We start from the raw sequence: 24,476 nt of genomic DNA, 5'->3' as shown, positions 1-24,476 counted from the left end.
GTTAATGATTAATTTTATTCAAAATGTATTGCAAATATATATTTCTGTTATCATCGTTTGGGCACTTTTATCCTGGTTGCCAGGTGCTAGACAGAGCCGTTTGGGCCAATTATTGGACCGGATCGTCAGGCCCTATATTGACTGGTTTGAACGGATAATCCCACCGATCGGCGGCATTAGTTTTAGCCCTATTGTAGCCATCTTAGTCTTAGAATTAGCCATTAGTGGCTTAAATGTTTTACGCTAGAAGGACTGTTATTTGAGATGACCGATTCGACTTTGATGCATTTCTTGCCGAGTGAGGCAGACTTTGTTGACCAGGTGATTAATTGGAAAAATCGAGTGGCTTCATCCTTTCAACCCTTTCTAAGCCACTTTTTGGATCCTAGAGAGCAGGCCATTGTTTATTCCATCATTGGTAAAGATGAAGACATACAGGTTATAGATTTTGGCGGTTATCCTCAAGCTGAAATGCGCCGGATGATCATTGCTCCTCGCTATGAGGAGGTCAATGATGGTGATTTTAACATTAGCCTGATTCAGATTAATTATGCCGCCAAGTTCAACCATATTGAACATCGCCAAGTCTTAGGGACTTTATTGGGACAAGGTTTACAAAGAAATCGAATTGGCGATATTATTCACTCTGACTTAGACTGGCAATTTTTTATTGATGCTTCTCTCATTGACTTTGTAAATAGCCAAATTCAGCGTATTGGAAAAGTCAGTGTTAAATTAGAAGCCGTTGATTTTGCTGATAGGATCCAAGTGGCAGACCCATGGCAGCCCTTGGAAAGATCACTAGCTTCTTTTCGTATGGATCTGGTTTTGAGCGAGGGCTTTAACTTGTCGCGCTCAAAAGTAAAATCGGCTATTGAAGCAGGCTTAGTAAAATACAATTGGATGCCCTTAACCAATAGTGCTCAAACAGTTTCAGAAGGAGATATTTTATCGCTTAGACATCATGGTCGGCTGCGCTTAGACAAGGTGCTTAAGGTCAGCAAAAAGGGAAAGTATCGGGTACAATTAAGTCGTTTAGAAAATCGCTAGGAGGTTACTTTCGATGCAAGCTAAACAAGTTAGAGAAAAAACATTTAATAGCAAAATGCGGGGTTATGATAAAAAAGAGGTCGACGCTTATCTCAAAGAGCTTTCCATGGTCATGGATAATCTGGAGACCAATAATCAATATTTGCAACAAGAATTATACGATGTCAATAACCAGCTCGATGAATATCGTGAACGAGAAGCCTCAGTGAATCGGTCTATAGTAGTTGCCCAACAAGCCGCTGACCGGGTGCGCGCGGATAGCTTGAATGAGGCTGATCTTATTATTCAAAAAGCCGAATCGGAAGCCCAAAAACTCCTACAAACGGCAGCGGATAAAGCCAATACCATTGTTAAAGAGAAATCACGGCTCAGGGAAATGTCGCGTTACTACATCTTCCAAATGCAAGGCTTGATTAATAATGCAAAAGAAGTTTTAGATGATCCGCAATGGCAAGAACTCTTTGAAGATCAAGAAGAAGAAAAAGTGGAGACACCGGTATTGGACGAAGTCCTAGCTGAGGAGAGTTTCCAGGTACGTAACCAGGAAGCTGACCAACTCTACCAAGAAGCTTTGGATGAGGCTAAGCATAAACAAGCTCAAAAAGAATTTTTTGACCAAGCTTCTGGTGACCAACCGGCGCAAATGCCTGAAGAGGCACAAAAACTATTTGATGAAGAAGCAGAGAAACTGGATAGCGATAATTAAAACTGAGCAAATGGGATCTATTTTGAAGTTGAAAATTTAGCTTTTCTTGCGTATAATTGATTGCAATAAGATTTATAACAGAACACGGTTTAAGGTACTTTAATCTGAGCGAGTCTATGTGGGGTGCGAGATAGATGATTATGGCCTTAGATTATCATCTGTTGACCTGTTTAGCTGAACATGTAGAGTAAGCTGGGCCGTTAGTTGCGTTAAGACTTTAAGGCAGAACTTTATCTGTAAAATTGGGTGGTACCACGAGCACACATCGTCCCTTTGGGCGGTGTGTTTTTTTATTTTAATGAGAGGAAGCAATTGATATATGAAAATGAAAGATACTTTAAACTTAGGAAAAACGAAGTTTCCTATGCGGGGAAATTTACCCAAAAAAGAACCAGAACGTCAAAAAGAATGGGAAGAAAATCAGGTCTATGAAAGACGTTTGAGCCAAAATAAGGACAATGAACCCTTTGTGCTCCATGATGGCCCTCCCTATGCCAATGGAAATATTCATATTGGTCATGCTTTAAATAAGATTACCAAGGATATCATTGTCCGTTCTAAAAACATGCAGGGCTACTATAGTCCCTATGTGCCTGGCTGGGATACCCACGGCCTACCGATTGAACAAGCGGTGACTAATTCAGGAGTGGACCGTAAGTCAATGTCGACAGCTGAATTTCGTCAGATCTGTCAAGATTACGCGAGCCAACAAATCGATAGCCAACGCCAAGACTTTAAACGCTTAGGGGGACAAGGGGATTGGGAAGACCCTTATATTACCTATACTAAAAAGTTTGAAGCCCAAGAAATTCGTGTTTTTGGTGAAATGGCTAAGAAGGGCTTAATTTATCGGGGGAATAAACCGGTCTATTGGTCACCTTCAAGTGAATCGACCTTAGCTGAGGCGGAAATTGAATATAAAGACGTGGAAACCCCAAGTATCTATGCTGCCTTCAAGGCCAAGGATACTAAGGGCAAATTACCAGAGGATACTGAATTTATTATCTGGACCACCACACCATGGACCTTGCCTGCTAGTGAAGCTATTGCAGTTCATCCACAAATCGAATACAGTTTAGTGGCAGTCAATGGTCATCACTATGTCGTTGCTAGCGAATTGCTAGAAAGTTTAGCAGAAAAATTCCAATGGGCCGATTATCATGTTGAAGATAGAGTCTTAGGTCAAGATCTGGAATTGATGAAGGCCAACCACCCATTCTATGACCGCGAATTACTACTCATCCTGGGGGACCATGTGACCACTGAATCAGGTACTGGTTTAGTTCATACGGCGCCTGGTCATGGGGAAGATGACTACTATGTCGGGGTTAAATATGGCTTAGATGTCTTGTCCCCTGTGGATGACCAAGGGTGTTTTACTGATGAAGCTGAAGGCTTAGAAGGGATCTTCTACGAAGAAGGGAACGACTTAGTCATTGATAAAATGACTAAAAATGGCACCTTATTAAAGGTAGAATACTTTGTCCATAGTTATCCCCATGACTGGCGGACCAAGAAACCAGTTATTTTTAGAGCCCTCCCTCAATGGTTCTGTTCAGTAGATAAAATACGTGAAAAGACCCTAGATGTTATCAATAATGAAGTGACTTGGTGGCATCCTTCTGGTCAACACCGGATCTATAACATGATTCGCGACCGGGGTGACTGGGTCATCTCTAGACAAAGGGTTTGGGGAGTTCCACTACCTATTTTCTATGCAGAAGACGGCACACCGATCATTAGCGAAGAAACCATTGACCATGTAGCCAAGCTCTTCGAAGAACATGGGTCAAATATTTGGTTTGAAAAAGAAGCCAAGGACTTACTTCCAGAGGGTTACGAAAATGAACATTCGCCTAATGGTCAATTCACCAAGGAAAATGACATTATGGATGTTTGGTTTGACTCAGGTTCATCATGGGCTGGGGTTTTACAAACTCGAGATGAACTTTCCTATCCAGCAGATATGTATCTGGAAGGGTCTGACCAATACCGTGGTTGGTTTAATTCTAGTCTCTTAACTTCTGTTGCCGTTAATGACCATGCGCCTTATAAGGAAGTCGTTTCCCAAGGCTTTGTTAACGATGGGGAAGGACGTAAAATGAGTAAGTCATTAGGAAACACCGTCTCTCCTAATGATGTCTGTGACCAACGTGGGGCAGATATTTTACGCCTCTGGGTGGCTTCAGTAGATTCCCGCTATGATGTTCGTATTTCTGATGATATCCTGGGTCAAGTGGCTGAGTCTTATCGGAAGATCCGGAATACCTTGCGCTTTACTTTAGGAAATCTCTTTGACTTCGATGCCAAAGAAAATTATGTCGCTTATGATGACCTTGACAGTATTGATCAATATATCTTGGTCCTACTTAATGAATTAGTTGACCATGTCATTGATTACTACAATCATTATGATTTCAACAGTATTTACCAAGAAATCATTAATTTCCTCACCCAAGTCATGTCTAGTTTCTATTTGGACTATTCCAAGGATGTTACTTATATTCTCTTAGCCGATGATCCTAAACGGCGCAACATGCAAACGGTAATGTACGAAGTGTTAAAGAAAATGACTATCCTGCTTACTCCAATTATTCCCCATACCACAGAAGAAATTTGGTCCTACATGGGTGAAGCTGAGGACTATGTCCAATTAGCAGACTTCCCTAAAGTAGAAGACTATAGCAATGCTGAAGCATTAAAAGCAAAATGGGAAAAATTCTTTAACTTTAGAGGTGACGTTAACCATAGCTTAGAAAGCGCCCGTAACGAAAAAGTGATCGGTAAGTCTTTAGAGGCCAAGGTCATTGTTTATGCTAAGGAAGATAGTCGCCAATTCTTGGAAAGCATTGGGGAAGACCTAAAAACTTATCTGATTGTTTCCCAGTTAGAAATTAAAGACTATCAAGAAGCAGGTGACCAAGCCGCCGATTACGAGGACTATGCCATTGCCATCGTTCCGGCTGATGGTAAGGTGTGTGACCGTTGCCGGGGCGTTTATCCTTCAGTAGGTAGTGTTGAAGGAGCAGAAAGTCTTTGCCAACGTTGTGCTGATATCGTCCTTAAAAACTTCCCTGAAGCACTAGTCAAAGAGGAAGATTAGTCATGTACCAAGGAATTTTAAAGTCATACGATGAAAAACGTGGCTATGGTTTTATTCAAGTCCTTCATCCCTATTTTGAAAAAGAAGTTTTTATCCACCGGACTGCCTTACAGGCAGCTGACTATGAAAAAATGCTGGTCAATGATCTTCTAGCTTTTGAAATTGCTTGGGGACAAAGAGGCCCTCAAGCGGTGAACGTTCAATAAATGAATAAGCTATTCCAATCAGATTACTAGCTTGATTGGGGTAGTTTTTTTGTCTAATCCATAGAAGAGGGTAAATAAAAACAAAAAAGGAAAGTGGAAAGTTAATTTAGTTATAAAATAAACAATAATTGTATCTAGTTAGTGAAAATAAATACAAATTGTGTCTTTTTACCTTGATTTTACGCTAATTTGCTAATATAAATAGCGCTTACATGACTTCGTGATATAATAAACATGTAGAAAATAGTACAAAATTTAGGAGGTAGCAAAATGAAATTTGTAATTGTTGGTACAAACCATGCTGGGATTGCAGCGGCAAATACTATTTTAGATAATTATGGAGAAGGCAATGAATTAGTCATGCTTGACCGTAACTCAAACTTAAGTTATTTAGGCTGCGGGACTGCCTTATGGGTAGGTCGCCAAATCGATGGCTATGAAGGACTTTTCTATACTAAACCAGAAGATTTTGAAGCCAAAGGTGCTAAAATTTCTTTGGAAACTAATGTGGAAAAGGTTGATTTTGATAAGAAGGTCGTTTATGCCAAAACAAAAGATGGGCAAGAAATTGAAGAATCTTATGACAAATTAATTCTTGCTGAAGGGTCTGCACCAATTGCTCCTAACTTACCTGGTAAAGACTTAGATGGCATTCACTTCTTAAAACTCTTCCAAGAAGGCCAAGCGGTTGACCAAGAACTCAGCAAAGAAGGCGTTGATACCGTAGCAGTTATTGGTGCCGGTTATATTGGGGTAGAAATTGCTGAAGCAGCAAGACGTCGTGGTAAGAATGTATTATTATTCGATGCTGAAGATACTTGTTTGGCTTCCTACTATGACAAAGAGTTCTCCCAATTAATGGATGAAAACCTTAAAGAAAACGGGATTGAGACCCATTACGGTGAATTCGCCCAAGAATATTTAGGTGAAAATGGACGGGTCACTGGACTAAAAACCGATAAAGGCCAATATGAAGTGGATGCTGTGATTAACTGTATCGGCTTTAGACCTAATTCAAACCTTGGTGAAGACTACCTGGAACGTTTCGGTAATGGCGCATATTTAGTAAACCGTGGTTTCCAAACCTCTGACCCAGATGTTTATGCTGTGGGCGACTGTGCAACCAACTATTCCAATGCTTTGCAAGATACTACCTATATTGCTTTAGCAAGTAATGCAGTTCGTGCCGGAATCGTTGGTGCCCATAATGCAGCAGGGACTGCCATTGACGGCGCTGGCGTCCAAGGCTCTAACGGAATTGAAATCTTTGACTTGAAATTAGTTTCCACCGGTTTAAGTATTAAGGCTGCGAAAAAAGCCGATATTCCAGTGAAATTTGTTGACTATGAAGACTTACAATTACCAGGCTTTATGCCAGAAGAAAAGAATGAAAAGGTAAAAATTCGGATTGTCTATACTGAAGAAGGTAACCGGATCGTAGGTGCCCAATTAGCTTCTCATTACGATATGCACCAATTAATCCACATGTTCTCCTTAGCAATCCAAGAAGAATTAACCATGGATAAATTACAACTCCTAGATATCTTCTTCTTGCCTCACTATAACCAACCTTATAACTATGTCACTATGGCGGCTTTAAGCGCTGATAAATAGCAGCCATTAAGAAAAGCAAAAAGCCCTGAGTCACTGATTAAAATGTAGTGACCCCCAAAAGTTGGACTAAGAATTCAACTTTTGGGGGTTATTTTTATGTCTAAATATTCATTAGAATTTAAACTGAATTTAGTAGGAGACTATATTGCGAAAAAAGGAAGTTATCGAACCTTAGCTAATAAAGCAGGAATAGATCCTTCTATTTTACGAAGGTGGGTTAATAACTATTATGAATTTGGTGTAGATGGTTTAAAGAAAAGGCGGACTCAACAGGTTTATACTGTTGAATTCAAATTAAATGCGATAGAATTGTATGAAAGTACGGAAATGAGTTATCGCGAATTGGCCAATTCATTAAACATGAATAATCCAAGTCTAATCGCTAATTGGCGAAGAGCTTATCATGAAAGAGGACTTGATGGCCTTTCCGCGAGGAAAGGAAGGCCACCTAAAGTGTCTAAAAAGAAATCACAAATCAATCAAATAAAGGATAGCAGCGAAACCAATCAGTTAAGTGAAGCAAAAATAAAGGAACTTGAACAACGGATTACGGATTTAGAAATTGAGAACAAATTTTTAAAAGGATTGAGGAGACGTGTGGCTCAAAGAGTCAAGCGAGAAAAGAAGAAATAGTGACCGAAATCACACGTCTCCATGATGAAAAATATGCTTTAAAAGATATTCTTAGCGTTTTAAAGTTTCCTAAATCGACCTACTTTTATTGGAAAAATAAAGATGAGGAAATTGATAAGGATGCCGATTTAAAAGAGGAAATGAAAGACATCAGAGAAACCCATAAGGATTATGGTTATCGAAGAATGCGAGCTGAACTGCTTTCCCGTGGTTATAAGGTCAGTAAAAACAAAGTTCAACGCCTAATGAAAATTATGGGGATACAGGTCACTAGCTATACTAGAAAGACAAGAAAATATAATTCCTACAAAGGAACGATTGGAGAGATAGCGCCAAATCGTATCAACCGGCGGTTTGATTCGACCATTCCTTATCAAAAAATAACAACAGACACAACAGAATTTAAATACTACTATGCCGATGATTCTGGGAATTATCAAACTGGAAAACTCTATTTAGATCCTTACATGGATCTATTTAATCGAGAAATTATTTCTTTTAAGATAACACATCAGCCTAATGGACAAAGCATGTTGGAGGGGCTACAAGCTGCCATTGAAGCAAGTAAATTATGTCCATACAGAAGAACCTTTCATTCTGATCAGGGCTGGGCCTATCAAATGAAAAGTTACACCCGGCTCTTGAAGGATCACCGAATTTTTCAAAGTATGTCTCGTAAAGGAAATTGCTTAGATAATTCGCCAATGGAGAATTTCTTTAGTCTACTAAAACAAGAAGTCTACTATGGTCGGACTTATCATTCCTTTGAAGAATTAGCACAAGCGATTGAAGATTTTATAATCTATTACAATGGTGAAAGAATCAAAGAAAAATTAGATTTTAGGAGTCCTATAGAATTTCGTCTTCATCACGCTTCTTTCGCCGCTTAATGATTACACATAAACTTTAAACTTATCAAGAGCCGCTACGCTCTTCCTCTTGACAAGTTTAAATTTCTGAGTAAATGTGTCGGCAAGAAATAAGCAAGAACTGTAAGCAACAAAAAAGAGCTGGCCAAAGGCCAACTCACTATATATAAAGTCCAACTTATTGGGGTCACCATAAAATCTAATCAAGTGACTCAGGGCCTTTTTTAATTGATAATTAATTAGCCTAGCTTCTTAGCCAGCCAGTAATAGATGAGCAAAATAATAATGGCACCTAGTAGGGTAGGAATAATGTAAAAACCGCCGATTTCTGGACCGAAGCCAGACATTAATTTTCCGCCTAGCCAGGAACCGAGAATACCTGCAATTACATTTCCAATCACTCCACCGGGAACGTCTCTACCAATGATGGCACCAGCGATTGCACCAAGTACACCACCAACAATGAGGGACCAAATCCAACCCATAGTGATTACCTCCTTTATTTTTGTCTGTTTATATTCTAGTTGAAAAAGACGCTTTTAACAAATAATATGTAAGTTCTGCTTAAGAATTAGAGACCTTGACCCATTCTGAGAGATTTTTGTTACAATAAAAAAGAATTTAATTGCAAAGAAAAGGGGTAGCCTCATGGAATTCGGTGAAAAAACACTCAATAAAGAAATCATTTACCAAGGCAGTTTGATTGAAGTTGAAAAGCACGTGGTGGAATTACAAAATAAAGAAAAAGCCAATCGTGAAATCATCCACCATGCCCCCGCAGTGGCAATTTTAGCGATTAATGATGATAAATTATTACTGGTCAAGCAATACCGTAAAGCTATTGAAAAGGCAATTTTAGAAATTCCGGCCGGCTTAGTCGATCCTGGAGAAGACCTCTTAACTGCTGCCAAGCGTGAACTCGAAGAGGAAACTGCCTTTCAAGCTGAAAACTGGCAAGCCCTGGATAAATTTTATGTCTCACCGGGCTACTTAGATGAAAATCTTCAAATTTATCAAGCTTCCAGCTTGGCTAAGGTCGCTCATCCTAAAGCCCAAGATGCTGATGAACATATTGAAGTTTTTCAATTAAGTTTCGAAGAAGTACAAGCGGCTATTGAAAAAGGAGACATTTGTGACATGAAGACCATTTATGCCGTCAAGCAATGGGAGATTATCAAATTACGAGGTGAAACGAAGTAATTATTATGAAGCAAAAGGATCCTTTAATTACCCGACGCTCTTATCGGAAGGCCCGGGAGAAGAACAACCGCAAAAATATCTGGCGGCGCCTCTTCAAACAAGAGGACGAGTTTGATGACCAAGAAGAAATAGATAATGAATCTCGCCCAGTTGCCCCAGAGAAGCTCGCTGAATCAGAAGCTGATGAGAGCCAAGCTAGCTCATCCGCCAGTCAAGAGGCTGACGCAGACCTGGAAGCGGCTAAAGCAGCTAGCCAGTCTGGGAAACTTGAGGAAGCAGACCAAGATGACAGGGAAGGCAGACTTCACCAAAGGCCTCCAATTGACCGCTTCCTCAATTGGGGTATCATTATTTTAATTTTAGCCATCATTGTCGTTACTGCTATTGCATTTTTTGTATAGGAGAGAAGAATGAAAATTGCTATTATCGCGGCCTTGAGTCGGGAAGTGAATTATTATATTGAAACTATTGACCATTTAGAAGAAAAGACAATCGCCGATATGACCTATTGGCTAGGCAGCTATCAGGGCAAGGATTTAGTGATCGCCCAATCCGGTGTGGGTAAGGTCAATGCGGCCTTGGCTACGACTGTCGTTGCTCTGGAAGATCCGGATGTGATTATTAATACCGGTTCAGCTGGAGCTATTGATCCTAGTTTAAAGATTGGGGACATTGTCTTGGCGAAATATGCCATCTATAACGATGTCGATGCGACTGCGTTTGATAATGTCTTAGGCCAAGTGGATGGGATGCCGGTTAACTACCCAACCGACCCTCAATGGCGTTCAGCTTTTTATCAGTATTATTCTGAACATGCTAGCCAAGCTAACATTAAAGTTGGACCGATTGTTTCTGGAGATTCCTTTATTGCTAGCCAAGACAAGGTGGCTTGGATTCAAGAGCACTTCCCTGGAGCTATGTGTACCGAGATGGAAGGCACGGCGATTGGTCAAGTGGCTTATCGTTTTAAGATTCCCTTTGTTATTATCCGGGCCATCTCAGATACCGCTAACCATGATGCTAATATAACTTTTGAAGAGTTTATTGAAAAAGTGGGTCGTCAAAGCGCCCAAGCTACGCTGGACTTTATAGCAAAACTTCAATAAGTCTGCTTAGGAATAAGTATCAGAAAAATATCGGTAAATAAATTGACAGCAGGGTAGATATTTAGTACACTAATGGTTGTGTAAAATAATGCAGCAGAGTTGAAGCAAGCTCGTCAATAGTTCGCCCACGAATGGTGTAGTGAGTACCTGCGGCTGCATAGGGGAAAGCCTTGGATGAACTACACGAATGCGATCAATTCCATAATTATTTTACTCCAAAGAAATTATTTAAAAATGGAGGAAACAATTTATGTCACGTTATACAGGACCAAGCTGGAAGAAATCACGTCGTTATGGGATTTCATTATCCGGAACTGGTAAAGAATTAGCCCGTCGCCCTTACGCTCCTGGTCAACATGGACCTAACCAACGTCGTAAGAGCTTATCTGAATACGGTCTTCAATTACAAGAAAAACAAAAATTACGTTTTATCTATGGTTTAACTGAAAAACAATTCCATAATCTATACAACCGTGCTGAAAAGATTAAAGAAGGTACTGTGGGTACCAACTTCATGACCCTTTTAGAACAACGTTTAGATAATATGGTTTACCGTTTAGGTTTAGCTTCTACCCGTCGCCAAGCCCGTCAATTAGTTTCCCATGGGCATATTACTGTTGATGGCAAACGTGTTGATATTCCTTCTTACATTGTTGAAGTAGGACAAGTTATCGGCGTTCGTGAAAAATCTAAGAACTTACAAGTGATTAAAGATTCAGTTGAAGGTTTATATGGCCATGTTCCTTATGTTGAATTTGATGCTGATAAACTCGAAGGCTCATTATCACGCTTACCAGAACGCGATGAAATGAACCAAGAAATTGACGAATCACTCGTTGTTGAATACTACAACCAAGTTTAATCCGCTTTTAGAAAAGTCTGTTACAGTTTTTGTAACAGACTTTTATTGTATAGCGGGAGTAGCCCCTTGCCGGGTGGATACTTTGGTCATTGCCCTAAGGCCAGTGTGGACTAAGTCCTAACTTTAGCGTATAATGTTTATTATTAGGTATAAAAGCGTCTTTTTAGCAATAGAGGGGGGAAGACAGTGGGATTTATAATTGCTCTAATCATCATCATTGTGATTATTTTGATTGGCTATGGCCTACTCTACTACTTAGGTCGCAAGCAAAGCAAAACCAACCTAGAACTTGATGAGAAAAAACAGGAGATCATGGCCATTCCTGTTGCAGATAAACTCTACACTATCCGTAATAAAAATGTGAGTGGAAACACACGCCGGCTATTTGAGGCTGAACAAGCCAAGTGGCAAACTATTAAACAGTATAAGTTGCCTGAAATTGAAGCGGCACTGGTGCAGGCCCAGGCAGATGCTGATAAATTTTCGCTGATTAAGTCTAGAAAAACGGCCGAAGAAACCGAAAAGTTGATTTATGATACTTTGCAAGATGTTCAAAATATCAATCAATCCTTAGAAGAACTCTTAGCTAGCGAGTCAAAAAATGAAGCTTATTTTCAAGAGATTAATGACCGCTATGCCAAAATAAGAAAACAACTCCTTGCTCATGGTTATGCCTATGGGGATTCACAAGAAACTTTGGAAAAACATCTTTCTTATATTGAATTGGACTTTACCAAATACAATACCTTAATGAGCGATGCCGACTATCTAGCCGCTCATGATGTTTTAGACCAAACTAAGGAAGATATTGAAGCCTTAGAAGCAATGATGGAAGAAATTCCTAAGCTATTGGATAAGATTGATAATGAATATGAAGAACAACTTGAAGACCTTAAATCAGGCTATTCGCAAATGCTAGATATGGACTTCCAATTCCCTTCTGGTGTGCGGGTTGATGAAGAAATTCAACAGGTAGAAAAGGGCATCGAGCAATGCTATGCAGCCTTAGCTGAATGCGATTTAAGTGAAACATCTTCCTTAATGAGCGCAACTGAAGCTCAAATTGACCGCAGCTATGAATTAATGGAAGTTGAATTACGGGCTAAGGAATATATTGAGAAAAACCAAGGTAACCTTGAACAAAGAATTAACCAAGTCCGCCAAAGTAATCGCTATGGATCACTAGAAATTGACCGGGTGTCCCAAAATTATCTGCTTCATGATAATGAACTGGGCAAGTTACAGGACTACGCTGCTCAAATTGACCGCATCCACGAAGAAGTGGATACCGTTAACCAACGTCTAGGAGCCCACGTCATTGCCTATACCGACATGCAGAGCGTTTATAAAGATAAATATGAACAGCTTAATGAAATTGATAAGGCCCAATCCCATATTGTGGGGTCCTTAGCCAATCTCCGGCAAAAAGAACGCGATGCCCGTGACATGCTTTACACTTTCGACTTAGATATGCGTAACATGAAACGTCGGGTGAATCAGTATCATTTACCGGGACTTCCTGATGCTTATCTAGATCGTTATTTTGCTACTGAAGATAAAGTTGAAGAACTCGAGCGCAAAATGAATCGGGTCAAACTGGATATGGATGAAATTGACCAGCTCGTCAATGAAGTTTCCGAAGCGATTGAGCGCCTGGATTTAGAAACGGAAAATATGATTGACCAAGCCTTATTGACCGAACAAACCGTTCAATATGCTAACCGCTACCGGGCCAACCATCCTGAACTGAATCAAGCCATCGAAAAATCTTCTTATTACTTTAATCAAACTTTCGATTATAAAAAGGCTCATCAGACTATTAGTCAAGCTGTTGACCAATTAGAGTCAGGGGCTTCTAATAAAGTCGAGAACCAATATCGTCAAGAGAAAGAAGAGCGTTTATATTAAATATTAATAGGGGCTCATTGACCAGTCTCTAAACAAGGAAAGTGCTTCAATCAATTGGATAGCTATTGATTTGATGCACTTTTGCTTTTTTATCCATTGATGGAATGACTAGCAGTCACTATTTTGACCGTTTGTAAAGGAGTAATCATGTCAGAAATCATTTATTTTGATAATAGTGCAACAACTAAAATTGATCCTGCCGCTTTAAAGTCCCTGGTGATGACCATGGAGAATTATTACGGCAACCCTTCTAGCTTGCATGACTTAGGTAACCAAGCAAAAGCCTTGCTCAATAAAGCCCGCCAGCAAATCGCAGAGCTCTGTGGCTGCCAGGCTGAGGAAATCTTTTTTACCAGTGGGGGAACCGAATCCAATAACTGGGCTCTCAAAGGAACGGCCTATGAAAAGGCGGGTCGAGGCAAACATATTATTACTTCTAGTGTTGAACACCCCTCAGTCAGTCATACTTTAAAAGAGCTAGAACAAGAAGGTTTTGAAGTGACTTACTTACCTGTTGATAAGGAAGGGCGGGTAAACCCCAAGGATCTTCAGGCCGCATTGCGAGCGGATACGATTCTGGTGTCAATCATGGCTGTAAATAATGAAATTGGGACCATCCAACCGATCAAGGAGATTGCTGAAATTTTAACCGATTTCCCCACCATCCACTTTCATGTTGATGGCGTCCAAAGCTTGGGCCGTTTTAAGAATCCCCTCATTCATTCTCGGGTTGATTTGTATTCCTTCTCATCGCATAAATTCAATGGGCCTCGGGGAGTGGGAATTCTCTACAAAAAGAAAAACCGGACATTGAAGAATTTAGTAGAAGGTGGCGGCCAAGAAGCAAATCTACGGAGTGGTACCGAAAACTTACCCGGAATTGTGGCAACAGCCAAGGCCTTCCGTTTAAGTTTAGAGCGGGCTCAAGAAGAAAACCAGCGCCAAGAAGCCATCCAAGCTTTAATCAGAGCTTACCTCAAACAATACCCTGATACCATCCGCATTTTTTCTCCTGCATCAGGCGCTTCTCCTCATGTACTCTGCTTTGCTTTAAAGGCGGTTCGTGGAGAAGTGATGGTCCACGCTTTGGAAGAAAAGGGCATCTATGTGTCCACAACCAGTGCCTGTTCTAGCCGCCAAACCGGTCATTCTTCATCCACCTTACTAGCCATGGGGGTTGATGGCTCTTGGGCTCATTCGGCTATTCGTCTAAGCTTTGGCTTTGAAAATACAGAAGAAGAAGCCCAGTGCTTTATTGACACTTTTGAAGATTTACGTCAAAAATTTACTGTTATCCAATAGGAGGTCTTATGGAAACTAAAATCATGATTCGTTATGGCGAATTATCAGTGAAAGGAAAAAATAAACGTCGTTTTATTAACCGTTTAGCTGAAAATATTCGCCAAATCTTTTCCGACTATCCACAGGTTAAGGTGAGTGAACAGTTCGATTTCATGTTTATTGAGCTTAATGGTGTCGATAAGGGAATCGTTATTGATCGCTTGCAATATATTTTTGGTATCCAAAGTTATAGTCCCGTCTACGAAATTGACCGCGACTTTGACCTGTTAAAAGAAGTGGCCAAACAAGTAGTGAAAGAAAAGTTAGATGAAAGGGAAATTCATAGCTTCAAGGTCGCTACTTCCCGTTCCGACCACAATTATCATATGGACACCAATGCTATTAACCGGGAATTAGGGGCTTATCTGATGGAAGAATTCCCTGATTTAGAAGTTAAAATGAAAAAGCCCGACCTCACTGTCCGGGTCAAGGTGCGCTTCAAGGACTTTGTCGTTTCCTCGGACTGGATTAAAGGGATCGGCGGTTTACCGGTGGGAACCAGTTCCCGTGGGATCCTCATGTTATCTGGGGGGATTGATTCTCCGGTAGCGGGGTATTTAGCCATGAAACGTGGAGTCAGACCCATTGCCATCCACTTTGCTTCACCACCCTATACCAGTCCCCAAGCCCTAGAAAAGGCGAAACAATTAGCGGGTAAGTTGACTAAATTTGGCTCTTGGATCGATTTTATTGAAGTGCCTTTTACAGAAATTCAAGAAGCAATTAAGGAGCATATTCCCAGTGAATATTTAATGACTATTACCCGGCGGATGATGCTAAGGGTGGCTGACCGCATTCGTGACCAGTACCATGCCCTATCCATTATTAATGGAGAGTCCCTTGGGCAAGTGGCTTCTCAGACCGCTGAATCCATGTATGCCATCAATGCCGTGACCACAACGCCGATTATTCGTCCTGTTGTTACCATGGATAAATTAGAAATTATTGATATTGCTCAAGCAATTGATACCTTTGATTTGTCGATTCAACCCTTTGAGGACTGCTGTACTGTCTTTGCACCGGCTTCACCAAGTACTAAGCCAAAAGTAGACCGCTGCGAATATTATGAATCTCGTCTTGATATTGATAGCTTAGTGGATAATTGCCTAGCTAAGCTTAACTTTGAGCGAATTGACCATCATTCCTTAGAGGAAAGCAGTGCCCAGGAAGAAGCCATGGATGACTTACTTTAAAAATATAAGCGAGTCGATCAAGGTCGTAAAAAAGAACAATATAAAAAGCTTGCCAATCGAAGAGAGGCAAGCTTTTTAGCGTTTATTTAGAAAAAATACCCGTAAACGGCAACGCCTAGACTAATCACTACACTCGAAACGAGGGCAAGTAACATGGCCCAGGTGAATAATTTGCCCCATCTTTTCTTCCGCCTTTTTTTTCGTTCTGATTTTTCATAGGCTTTTTCGCGTTGCTCTTTCCAATTCGTTGAATTTGACATATTCGTATAACGCTCCTTACAATAATCTCCTTGCTATTATAGCATAAAGGCTAAAGACATTTAACGTGGACTTAGAAAGATTTCTTTAAGCCTTCACTTAAGCAAAGGTTGAAAACATGTGCCTGGCTACGTCTTTATTTTTGCTAAAGACTTTGATAATATTATCATTGAAATGAGAAGCCTAATGACGCAATCTCATCGAATGTTATTAGAATGTAGGAGGAACTACTATGACTCAAGCACAAATTGGTGTAATCGGAATGGCGGTAATGGGGAAAAACTTGGCCCTAAATATTGAAAGCCGCGGCTATACGGTCGCTATTTATAATCGGACTACCTCACGGATGGAAGCCGTTTATGAAGAAAACAAGGACAAAAACTTAGTCCCTACCCGTTCGCTAGAAGAATTTGTTGAACATCTTGAACGACCCCGTCGTATTTTACTTATGGTAAAGGCTGGGGCAGCTACTGATCATTTTATTGACCAAATTTTACCGCTTTTAGAAGAAGGCGATATCCTCATTGACGGAGGAAACACTTATTTCAAAGATACTATGCGGCGTTCAGAAAAATTAGCTCAATCCGGAATCCACTTTATCGGTATGGGAGTTTCTGGTGGTGAAGAGGGTGCCCTGAAGGGGCCTGCTTTAATGCCAGGTGGTCAAAAAGAAGCCTATCTAGAAATGAAAGATATTCTTGAAGCCATGGCCGCTAAGGCACCAAGTGATGGTAAACCTTGCGTGACCTATATTGGTGAAAATGGGGCCGGTCACTTTGTCAAAATGGTCCATAATGGTATCGAATATGGGGACATGGAATTAATTAGTGAATCCTATGATTTATTGCGTCACTATTTAGGCTTAAGCGTGGAAGAATGTGCTCAATACTTCAAGCAATGGAACCAAGGCGAATTAGACAGCTATTTGATTGAAATTACCGCTGATATTTTGACCAAGAAGGACCCCCAAACCCAAGCGCCAATGATTGATGTTATTCTTGATGCTGCAGGTAATAAGGGAACCGGAAAATGGACATCACAAGAGGCCTTAGACTTAGGTGTGCCATTACCAACCATTACGGATTCAGTCTATGCGCGTTATATTTCTGCTTTAAAGGATGAACGCGTTCGTGCTAGCCAAGTCTTAGAAGGTCCAAGCCAAGTGAAAGACGTTGAGGATAAGGAAAAGGAAGCCTTTATTGAAAAAATCCGTCAAGCCCTCTATTTCTCTAAACTCATGAGCTACGCCCAAGGTTTTGTGGAATACCGTGAGGCAAGCAAGACTTACAACTGGGACTTAGATTATAAGGCCATTGCAAGTATTTTTAGAGGGGGATGTATTATTCGAGCCCAATTCCTTGAAACAATTATGGCTGCTTATGAGAATAATCCAGAATTAGAAAATATTCTTTTAGATGATTACTTTAAGGAAATAGCCGCTAAATACCAACAAGCTACCCGTGATGTGGTTAGCGCAGCGGTTCAAGCAGGGATTCCAGTATCTGGATTTACTAGCGCAATTTCATATTATGACAGCTATCGTTCCGCTACACTACCTGCTAATATGATCCAAGCACAAAGAGATTATTTTGGGGCCCATACCTATCAAAGAGTGGACCAAGAAGGAACTTATCATTTCTTATGGGATGAAGAAAAGGAAGTTAAGCAGTAATCCGCATTAAGGAGTTGTGTTAGGGTTTGGAAGCAAAAAAGCAAATTCTTTTAATCGATGCTGAAGAAGAATGGGTGCATTATCTCGGTGATGAGTTAAATAGTGAAAATTATTTTGCCACAATCGCTCATGATGGTCCAATGGGCTTAGAACTGGCTCATCAACACCAATGGGATTTGATTTTACTTGATTTAGATTTGCCTTTGTTAAACGGCTTAGAGGTCATGCGCCGCTTGCGGCAAGAGATGACGGTCCCAATTCTAGTGATGACCCAGCGCTCATCGGTCATTGACCAAGTGTCTGCCTTGGACCAAGGGGCTGATGGTTATTTAATTAAGCCGCTTCCAATTGAAGTTTTTTTAGCACACATACGCTCAATTTTAAGACGTATGACCATTGAAGCTAATGAAAACCATATTAGGCAGACCCGCTTGGTCTTTCGCGATTTACTAGTGGAAAAAGAAAATCATCTTGCTTATCGTGGCGAAGAGGTCTTAGATTTGACCAAACGTGAGTATGACCTATTAGTAATTTTTATGGAGAATATCAATAAGGTGTTGAGCCGGGAAAAATTACTTAAAGATGTCTGGGGTTTTCAAAGTGTGGTTGAAACCAATGTCGTGGACGTTTATATTCGTTACTTACGTAACAAAATTGATCCTAATAGGAATCAAAAGTATATCCAAACCATCCGCGGTGCTGGTTATGTCATGCGCGATGAGGATAACTCTTAGCATAATAAAGACATCAAAACACCCCCTAACTGTTCGCTTAATGCGCTAGCAGCTAGGGGGTGTTTTAGTTTGAATGCTTACTTAAAACTTTATTTCTTTCTGTTTTGTTTTCCCGCATTCCGGTTAGATTTATGGGCCTTAGTTGCTGAAGTTGAGGAATTTGCTGTATGGGTGACATCTTTGACTGAATTATTGGGTTTATAATGTTGGTCAAAGCGGATGGGATTATCCTTCATTTCATTTTCCACTTTAGCCTTGATACGAGGATGAACAAAAGTATTAATGGCCAATTGTTGGAGCATCCCCCAAATGGTGGTTGTTACTAAGTATAAACCAATCGCAGCGGGGACGTTGAAGACAACAAAACCGAGCATGAGAGGCATAAATAGCATGGATTTACCTTGTTGCTCGCGGACTTCTTCAGGCATGGTTTGCATGCTGATCCGGGTTTGTAAGAAAGATAAAAGAATAAAGATAATTGTTAAAACCAGGTTGGGTTCTCCTAAAGAGAAGCCAAAGAAATTGTAGTTGGCAATATTTTGGTTATTATAGATTGCCACATACATCCCGGAAAGGATAGGTAACTGAATTAATAGGGGGAAACAGCCCATATTTCCAAATAAGGAAATATTATTATCCTTCATAAAGGCTTGCTGTTGACGGGTGTATTCCATTTGTTCTTCTGGAGTTTCGGCGCCTTGGATTAACTCTTGGAATTTCATCAAGTAAGGTTGGTAATAACGGCGTTTTTCTGTCCCCAGAATGGAACTGGTTTGTTGCTTGTAGGTGAGTGGGATAAGTAGTAGGCGGATGATGATCACTAGGCCAATAATAGCAAAGCCATAGTTACCATTGAAAAATTGGGCCAACCACTCGATTAACTGGTTAATTGGACTGGCAATTAAACGAAAAGTCCAGCTGTCTTGGTTACGGCTAACACAGCCTCCTAAGAATAAGGAAGAGGCAGCCAATAGACTGAGCAGCTGGAGATGTTTTGATTTGAGACTTGTTTTCAAAATAGCACTCCTTAATTATAGATTTGTCGAACGCCCCTAATTTTAGCGAAAAATATTGTTTTTTCAATATATGGGGTGAAAATCATGCATGGCTGGAAGATCTTTTTCCTCCGTGACACTAAGCTGATCGATTCTAGCATAAGGGATATTCTTAGGGTCTTGGAGCTCTGTGATAAAATGTTCTCTTTGGGCTTCATTTGCCTGTAATTGGATAGTCACACTGCCATCGGACTCATTTTTTACCGTACCGGTCAGTTGCAGTTTATTGGCTAGGCGGGTAACGTGAAAGCGAAAGCCGACGCCTTGTACCCGGCCTTGAACTTGTATTTTACTGGTTAGCATATGATCATCTCCTATTGCTTTATTTTAACATAATCCCGCTAATTAAATTGATTGATTCTATGGAGAGGCCCGCCAAGACCCAGCTTTAAAAAAATGAAGGGATATTATATAATGAAGACTGATTGACTTAAGAAGAGATGAGTCGGGAGGAACTATGGCAAAAAGAAAAACACGTTCAAAGAAAAAAACAAATAATACTTACCAACAAGCGATTATCGCTTTTTTATTTTAATTTTAACCGGGCTAGGGAGTTTTCAACTGGGCTTTTTAGGTCGAATTGTTAAAGCCAGCATGCGCTTTATGGTGGGAGAGCTTTATCTATTGGGATTCTTCCTGGTGGCAATTACCGCCCTTGCTTATTTGTTAACCAATCAAGGGCCAAATTGGCGCAAACGCCCTTACAGTTCTCTGCTATTAGCCGTCCCCATTTTGGCTTTACTCTGCCATGCGATCCAGTTTAAAGAAGTCATGGCCAAGGGGAAATCTCTATTTGCCGTTAGTTTAAATCACTTTTTGGCAGGTTTTAAGGGAAATTTTCAGCCCGATGTTGGTGGCGGTATCATGGGCGCTGGTCTCTATAAAGTGAGTTACTTTATCCTCAGCCAATGGGGAACTTATTTACTTATTTTGCTAGCTGCTTTAGCTTGGCTGGCTTACTGCCTAAATATATCCGGTCAAGAAATGATTTCTAGTGTTCAAAATCTGTTTCAAATGGCGGTGCAGTGGCAACAAAGCTTTATAAATGCTACTAAGGAGAAATCTGCTAAGCGTAAAGAAGCCAAGGCGAATAAGGGTAAGGAAAGTCAGCCAGAAATTCCAGCGAAAAATCATTCCCCTAAGCTAGCTGAAGAGGAAGATGATAATAATGAAGTCAGGCTTGATGACGACAAAAATCAAGAATCCGCTGTGGAAATTGTAGGGCCCAACTACCAAAACTTAGTAGAATCAGAAGAAGCATCAGCCCTTGACCAGGAAAAGGCAAGTCAAAGCCAAGACCAAGCCAGCCAATTAAGCCTGGATATCGACGAAGAGGATGATGGAGAAGATTTATCTGATTTAACTATCGAGGCCGAAGAAGAAAATCCAGATTATAAACTCCCTCCAGTCAGCCTCTTAAATCCAATTCACCACACGGATCAAAGTAGTGAGTACCACATTATTAAAGAAAACATCAAAACTTTGGAAAAGACCTTAGCCAGCTTTAATGTGGATGCCAAGGTGACTAAGGCGAATTTAGGTCCGGCAGTTACCAAGTATGAAATTGAACCGGCAGTCGGTACCAAGGTATCTAAAATTACCAACTTAGCTGACGACATCGCCTTGGCCTTAGCTGCTAAGGATATCCGGATCGAAGCGCCAATTCCAGGAAAATCAGTGATTGGTATTGAGGTTCCTAATCAAAAGGTATCTGTGGTTTCTTTTAGAGACAGTTTTGAGAACCAGCCAGCCAATACGAAGTTACTAGAAGTTCCCTTGGGACGGTCAATTTATGGGGACACCCGGGTGGCGGACTTAACGAAAATGCCCCATCTCTTAATTGCGGGATCTACTGGTTCTGGTAAATCCGTCTGCATCAATGGTATGATTGTTTCCATTTTATTAAAGGCTAAGCCTAATGAAGTGAAATTAATGATGATTGACCCCAAAAAGGTTGAGTTAAACGTCTATAACGGTATTCCTCATCTACTAACTCCAGTAGTAACTAATCCACGCAAAGCCGCCCAAGCCTTGAATAAGGTAGTTGAGGAAATGGAGCGGCGTTATGAATTATTTGCTGCAACGGGTCAGCGAAATATCGATGGCTATAACCATCATGTGAGTGAATATAATGAGACCAGTGATGATAAACAGGCCTTGCTGCCGTATATTGTGGTTATTGTCGATGAATTAGCTGACTTGATGATGGTGGCTTCCAAAGAAGTTGAGGCTGCCATCACCCGTTTAGCACAAATGGCGCGGGCAGCTGGTATTCACATGATTTTAGCTACCCAACGGCCGTCCGTTGATGTTATTACGGGGATCATTAAGGCTAATGTCCCTTCCCGGATTGCCTTTGCTGTTTCTAGTGGGACTGATTCACGGACAATTATCGATCAAAATGGCGCGGAAAAACTCCTTGGCCGCGGTGATATGCTCTTTATGCCCATGGGAGAGGGTAAGCCTTTAAGAGTACAAGGGGCTTTCATTACTGATGAAGAGGTTGAAAGCGTAGTTGACTTTGTTAAAGACCAGCAAGAGGCTAATTATAGTGAGGCGATGATGCCTAGCGAAGAGAATGAGAATAGCGCGGCTGACGACCTTGATGAGATGTGGGATGAGGTTATTGATTTTGTCAAGGGCCGCGAAACGGTTTCGATTTCCATGTTGCAACGTCAATTTCGCATTGGTTACAACCGTGCCGCCCGCTTAGTTGATGACATGGAGGCACGCGGCATTGTCTCAGAACAAAACGGAAGTAAGCCGCGCACGGTTAATATTTCTGAAAAACAAGAAGATCAAGAAGATTAGTAGGCCTGGCTAAAGGCCCTAATCTCTTTTCAAAATCCAACTATCTAATTCAAAATGTGCTCCGGGTGCAGATCACTTTTTATTAAAACGCTCTTGTTGCACCCTCATTATGAATAAGTCAAAGAGAAGAGAATCTTTAGTGGTGACTCGCTCTTTGACTTTTTTTAATGGAACGGATTGCTTTTTGACTGTCTAAAACGTGATATAATGTAAGAGATATTTTCCTAAAGGAGGACATTGTCATAATGAATTTACCTAATCGACTGACCATGCTAAGGATTTTGATGATTCCTTTATTTATTTTATTAATAGAAATTCCTTTTGATTGGGGAGCATGGGCCATTGGCAGTCAAAGCGTGAATATTCAATTCGCTGTAGCAGCCCTTATTTTTGCCGTAGCGAGTTTGACCGATTGGCTGGATGGCTATATTGCTCGTCGTGATAACCTAGTGACCAACTTTGGTAAATTTGCCGACCCCTTAGCGGATAAAATGCTGGTCATTACCGCCCTAATCGAGCTCATTGCTCTAGGCAAGGCGCCAGCTTGGCTTGTTGCCATTATTGTCATGCGGGAGTTGGCTGTTACGGGCTTAAGACTATTGATCGTGACTGAAGGGGAGGTTCTAGCAGCTAAGTGGCCAGGAAAAATCAAGACCTGTACCCAGATGTTAGCGATCATTTTATTATTAATGAACGATTTTCCTTTCCAAGCCTTGCCATTTTCACTCGGACAGCTTTGCCTCTACCTGGCTTTACTAGCAACCATCTATTCAGGTTATGATTATTTTAAAAAGAATTGGCAAGTCTTTAGTGATAGTTTTTAAAGAAGGCAATAAAAATTGCTGTAAGTACGGAATAATAGAGTGGAGGAAATAATGAAGGCTGAAATAATCGCAGTAGGAACAGAAATGCTGATGGGACAAATTGTCAATACCAATGCCCCATTTATCGCCAGACAAGTGAATGAACTAGGGATTGAACACTACTATGAGACGGTGGTGGGGGACAATCCTGAGCGCTTAGTTGAATTAACTCAGATTGCCGAGTCACGTAGTGATATGATCATTTACTCTGGAGGAATTGGACCGACCCAGGATGATTTGACCAAGCAAGTAATTGCCGAATACTTAAATGAAGAGCTTATCTACGACCAAGAGTGTTTAGAGCAGATAAAACAGTACTACCAGGACCGCCATCAAAGCATGTCCTCCAACAACCTACAGATGGCCCTGACTTTCAAAAATGGCCAATCGCTAAAGAATGAAACGGGGCAAGCCTGTGGAAGCCTCATTCATAAAAATGGCTGTCTCTATGTCTTCCTGCCTGGTTTTCCGGATGAATTGGAACCCATGTTTATTAATGAGGTCAAGCCTTATCTTTTTGAACATTTGTCCAATAAACAGGTATTAGCTTCCCGCTTTTTAAATTTCTTTGGTATTGGGGAAGCGGCCTTAACTAGTCGTCTAGAAGACCTAATCGCTAAACAAAGTAATCCAACGATCGCTCCTTATGCCTCTAAATCAGTAGTCACCTTAAGACTCACGGCCCAAGGGGAGAATCACGCAGTTACAGATAAACTGCTCGACCAAACCCAGGAAGAAATACTTGAACTCGTTGGTGAATATTATTACGGAAGTGGTTATAATTACCTCCCTATGGATGCCTTGTTCGATTATTTGAACCAAGAAGGAAAAACAATTGCCTTTGCTGAAAGCCTGACGGGTGGTCTAGCGGCGCACTTATTGGTCAACCATGAAGGCTCTTCAAAAATTTTTAAAGGGTCAACCGTTTCCTATAGTGAATATGCCAAGGCTCATGTCATTGGCGTAAGTCAAGCAACTCTCGACCAAGAGGGCATGGTTAGCGAGGCTTGTGCCCGGCAAATGGCTGAATTAACCTGCTCAAACTATGGGGCTGATTATGCCATTAGCTTCACCGGAGTTGCTGGTCCTGATAAGATGGAAGGTCAAGAAGTTGGAACCGTCTATTGTGGTTTTGCTAGCCGAGGGCAGTCTACCCAGGTCAAACGCTATCACATTAATGGCAACCGCTCAGCCATTCGTTTAAAGGTTATCTACCAAGCTGTGTTAGATTTTATCCAAGAAAAGGACTAAGAACATTTGTTCTGTTTTTGCTTGCTTTTTTGACTTAATGC

General features: G+C 40.8%; 23 protein-coding genes. 19 read left to right on the top strand and 4 right to left on the bottom strand.

The window, feature by feature from the left end; all coding sequences use genetic code 11:
- Positions 1 to 4 precede the first annotated feature (4 nt).
- The 7 genes from HMPREF9243_RS06655 to HMPREF9243_RS10350 all read left to right on the top strand — a co-directional run bounded on the left by HMPREF9243_RS06655 (position 5) and on the right by HMPREF9243_RS10350 (position 8,202).
- Positions 5 to 247, top strand: coding sequence for a YggT family protein (locus HMPREF9243_RS06655; RefSeq protein ID WP_013669306.1), 243 nt, complete (start codon positions 5 to 7; stop codon positions 245 to 247).
- A gap of 17 nt (positions 248 to 264) precedes the next feature.
- A complete protein-coding gene (locus HMPREF9243_RS06650; protein ID WP_013669787.1) occupies positions 265 to 1,050 on the top strand; it encodes an RNA-binding protein in 786 nt (261 codons plus the stop codon).
- Between the two features lie 13 nt (positions 1,051 to 1,063).
- The gene (locus tag HMPREF9243_RS06645; protein WP_013669349.1) at positions 1,064 to 1,756 is read left to right on the top strand and encodes a DivIVA domain-containing protein; all 693 of its coding nucleotides are present in this window, start codon (positions 1,064 to 1,066) and stop codon (positions 1,754 to 1,756) included.
- A gap of 319 nt (positions 1,757 to 2,075) precedes the next feature.
- Entirely contained in the window at positions 2,076 to 4,859 is a 2,784-nt protein-coding gene (ileS, locus tag HMPREF9243_RS06640; RefSeq protein ID WP_013670032.1) for an isoleucine--tRNA ligase, read from the top strand.
- A 2-nt stretch (positions 4,860 to 4,861) separates the two neighbouring features.
- Positions 4,862 to 5,065, top strand: a complete 204-nt coding sequence (locus tag HMPREF9243_RS06635) for a cold-shock protein (RefSeq protein WP_013668879.1) — start codon at positions 4,862 to 4,864, stop codon at positions 5,063 to 5,065.
- Between the two features lie 270 nt (positions 5,066 to 5,335).
- Positions 5,336 to 6,679, top strand: coding sequence for a H2O-forming NADH oxidase (gene nox / locus HMPREF9243_RS06630; protein WP_013669341.1), 1,344 nt, complete (start codon positions 5,336 to 5,338; stop codon positions 6,677 to 6,679).
- A 96-nt stretch (positions 6,680 to 6,775) separates the two neighbouring features.
- Positions 6,776 to 8,202, top strand: a protein-coding gene (locus HMPREF9243_RS10350; RefSeq protein ID WP_101560582.1) for an IS3 family transposase whose coding sequence is annotated in 2 segments (ribosomal slippage) — positions 6,776 to 7,286 and positions 7,286 to 8,202 — 1,428 coding nt in all. Because the reading frame shifts where the segments join, the coding sequence is not laid out codon by codon here.
- A 218-nt stretch (positions 8,203 to 8,420) separates the two neighbouring features.
- Here HMPREF9243_RS10350 and HMPREF9243_RS06615 read toward each other — a convergent pair.
- The gene (locus HMPREF9243_RS06615) at positions 8,421 to 8,666 is read right to left on the bottom strand and encodes a GlsB/YeaQ/YmgE family stress response membrane protein (RefSeq protein ID WP_013669621.1); all 246 of its coding nucleotides are present in this window, start codon (positions 8,664 to 8,666) and stop codon (positions 8,421 to 8,423) included.
- A gap of 163 nt (positions 8,667 to 8,829) precedes the next feature.
- Between HMPREF9243_RS06615 and HMPREF9243_RS06610 the strand changes: the two genes are divergently transcribed.
- The 7 genes from HMPREF9243_RS06610 (at position 8,830) to thiI (ending at position 15,791) form a co-directional block, all read left to right on the top strand.
- Entirely contained in the window at positions 8,830 to 9,381 is a 552-nt protein-coding gene (locus HMPREF9243_RS06610) for an NUDIX hydrolase (RefSeq protein WP_013669274.1), read from the top strand.
- 5 nt (positions 9,382 to 9,386) lie between these two features.
- On the top strand, positions 9,387 to 9,782 hold the full coding sequence (locus tag HMPREF9243_RS06605; RefSeq protein ID WP_013670039.1) for a hypothetical protein: 396 nt from the start codon (positions 9,387 to 9,389) through the stop codon (positions 9,780 to 9,782).
- A gap of 9 nt (positions 9,783 to 9,791) precedes the next feature.
- Positions 9,792 to 10,487, top strand: a complete 696-nt coding sequence (locus HMPREF9243_RS06600) for a 5'-methylthioadenosine/adenosylhomocysteine nucleosidase (protein ID WP_013670044.1) — start codon at positions 9,792 to 9,794, stop codon at positions 10,485 to 10,487.
- Between the two features lie 250 nt (positions 10,488 to 10,737).
- Positions 10,738 to 11,349 (top strand): 30S ribosomal protein S4, encoded by a 612-nt coding sequence (gene rpsD / locus HMPREF9243_RS06595; RefSeq protein WP_013669168.1) that lies wholly within the window; start codon positions 10,738 to 10,740, stop codon positions 11,347 to 11,349.
- A 186-nt stretch (positions 11,350 to 11,535) separates the two neighbouring features.
- Positions 11,536 to 13,257, top strand: a complete 1,722-nt coding sequence (locus HMPREF9243_RS06590) for a septation ring formation regulator EzrA (protein WP_013669430.1) — start codon at positions 11,536 to 11,538, stop codon at positions 13,255 to 13,257.
- 156 nt (positions 13,258 to 13,413) lie between these two features.
- Positions 13,414 to 14,559 (top strand): cysteine desulfurase family protein, encoded by a 1,146-nt coding sequence (locus HMPREF9243_RS06585; RefSeq protein ID WP_041706751.1) that lies wholly within the window; start codon positions 13,414 to 13,416, stop codon positions 14,557 to 14,559.
- A gap of 8 nt (positions 14,560 to 14,567) precedes the next feature.
- Positions 14,568 to 15,791, top strand: coding sequence for a tRNA uracil 4-sulfurtransferase ThiI (gene thiI / locus HMPREF9243_RS06580; protein ID WP_013669648.1), 1,224 nt, complete (start codon positions 14,568 to 14,570; stop codon positions 15,789 to 15,791).
- Between the two features lie 86 nt (positions 15,792 to 15,877).
- Here thiI and HMPREF9243_RS06575 read toward each other — a convergent pair whose 3' ends face one another.
- The gene (locus HMPREF9243_RS06575; RefSeq protein ID WP_013668844.1) at positions 15,878 to 16,051 is read right to left on the bottom strand and encodes a hypothetical protein; all 174 of its coding nucleotides are present in this window, start codon (positions 16,049 to 16,051) and stop codon (positions 15,878 to 15,880) included.
- A gap of 230 nt (positions 16,052 to 16,281) precedes the next feature.
- On the opposite strand from HMPREF9243_RS06575, the gene gndA reads away from it, so the two are divergent.
- Together gndA and HMPREF9243_RS06565 are read left to right on the top strand one after the other, a co-directional pair.
- On the top strand, positions 16,282 to 17,721 hold the full coding sequence (gndA, locus tag HMPREF9243_RS06570; protein ID WP_013669844.1) for an NADP-dependent phosphogluconate dehydrogenase: 1,440 nt from the start codon (positions 16,282 to 16,284) through the stop codon (positions 17,719 to 17,721).
- A gap of 26 nt (positions 17,722 to 17,747) precedes the next feature.
- On the top strand, positions 17,748 to 18,455 hold the full coding sequence (locus HMPREF9243_RS06565; RefSeq protein WP_013668854.1) for a response regulator transcription factor: 708 nt from the start codon (positions 17,748 to 17,750) through the stop codon (positions 18,453 to 18,455).
- A gap of 89 nt (positions 18,456 to 18,544) precedes the next feature.
- Here HMPREF9243_RS06565 and yidC read toward each other — a convergent pair whose 3' ends face one another.
- Both yidC and HMPREF9243_RS06555 read right to left on the bottom strand, forming a co-directional pair.
- The gene (gene yidC, locus HMPREF9243_RS06560; RefSeq protein ID WP_013669441.1) at positions 18,545 to 19,471 is read right to left on the bottom strand and encodes a membrane protein insertase YidC; all 927 of its coding nucleotides are present in this window, start codon (positions 19,469 to 19,471) and stop codon (positions 18,545 to 18,547) included.
- A 63-nt stretch (positions 19,472 to 19,534) separates the two neighbouring features.
- Complete coding sequence (locus HMPREF9243_RS06555; protein ID WP_013668490.1) at positions 19,535 to 19,813, bottom strand: acylphosphatase; 279 nt, start codon at positions 19,811 to 19,813, stop codon at positions 19,535 to 19,537.
- Positions 19,814 to 20,113: 300 nt separating this feature from the next.
- Here HMPREF9243_RS06555 and HMPREF9243_RS06550 point away from each other — a divergent pair, with 300 nt between their 5' ends.
- The 3 genes from HMPREF9243_RS06550 to HMPREF9243_RS06540 all read left to right on the top strand — a co-directional run bounded on the left by HMPREF9243_RS06550 (position 20,114) and on the right by HMPREF9243_RS06540 (position 24,435).
- On the top strand, positions 20,114 to 22,321 hold the full coding sequence (locus HMPREF9243_RS06550) for a DNA translocase FtsK (protein ID WP_231286949.1): 2,208 nt from the start codon (positions 20,114 to 20,116) through the stop codon (positions 22,319 to 22,321).
- Between the two features lie 245 nt (positions 22,322 to 22,566).
- A complete protein-coding gene (pgsA, locus tag HMPREF9243_RS06545; protein ID WP_013668694.1) occupies positions 22,567 to 23,145 on the top strand; it encodes a CDP-diacylglycerol--glycerol-3-phosphate 3-phosphatidyltransferase in 579 nt (192 codons plus the stop codon).
- Positions 23,146 to 23,196: 51 nt separating this feature from the next.
- On the top strand, positions 23,197 to 24,435 hold the full coding sequence (locus tag HMPREF9243_RS06540; protein WP_013669019.1) for a competence/damage-inducible protein A: 1,239 nt from the start codon (positions 23,197 to 23,199) through the stop codon (positions 24,433 to 24,435).
- Positions 24,436 to 24,476 lie beyond the last annotated feature (41 nt).

Source organism: Aerococcus sp. Group 1, assembly GCF_000193205.1.
In the GTDB taxonomy this organism is placed as follows: domain Bacteria; phylum Bacillota; class Bacilli; order Lactobacillales; family Aerococcaceae; genus Aerococcus; species Aerococcus urinae_A.
Note: the sequence above shows the minus strand (reverse complement) of the source record. Positions and strands in the feature narration are given on the sequence as shown.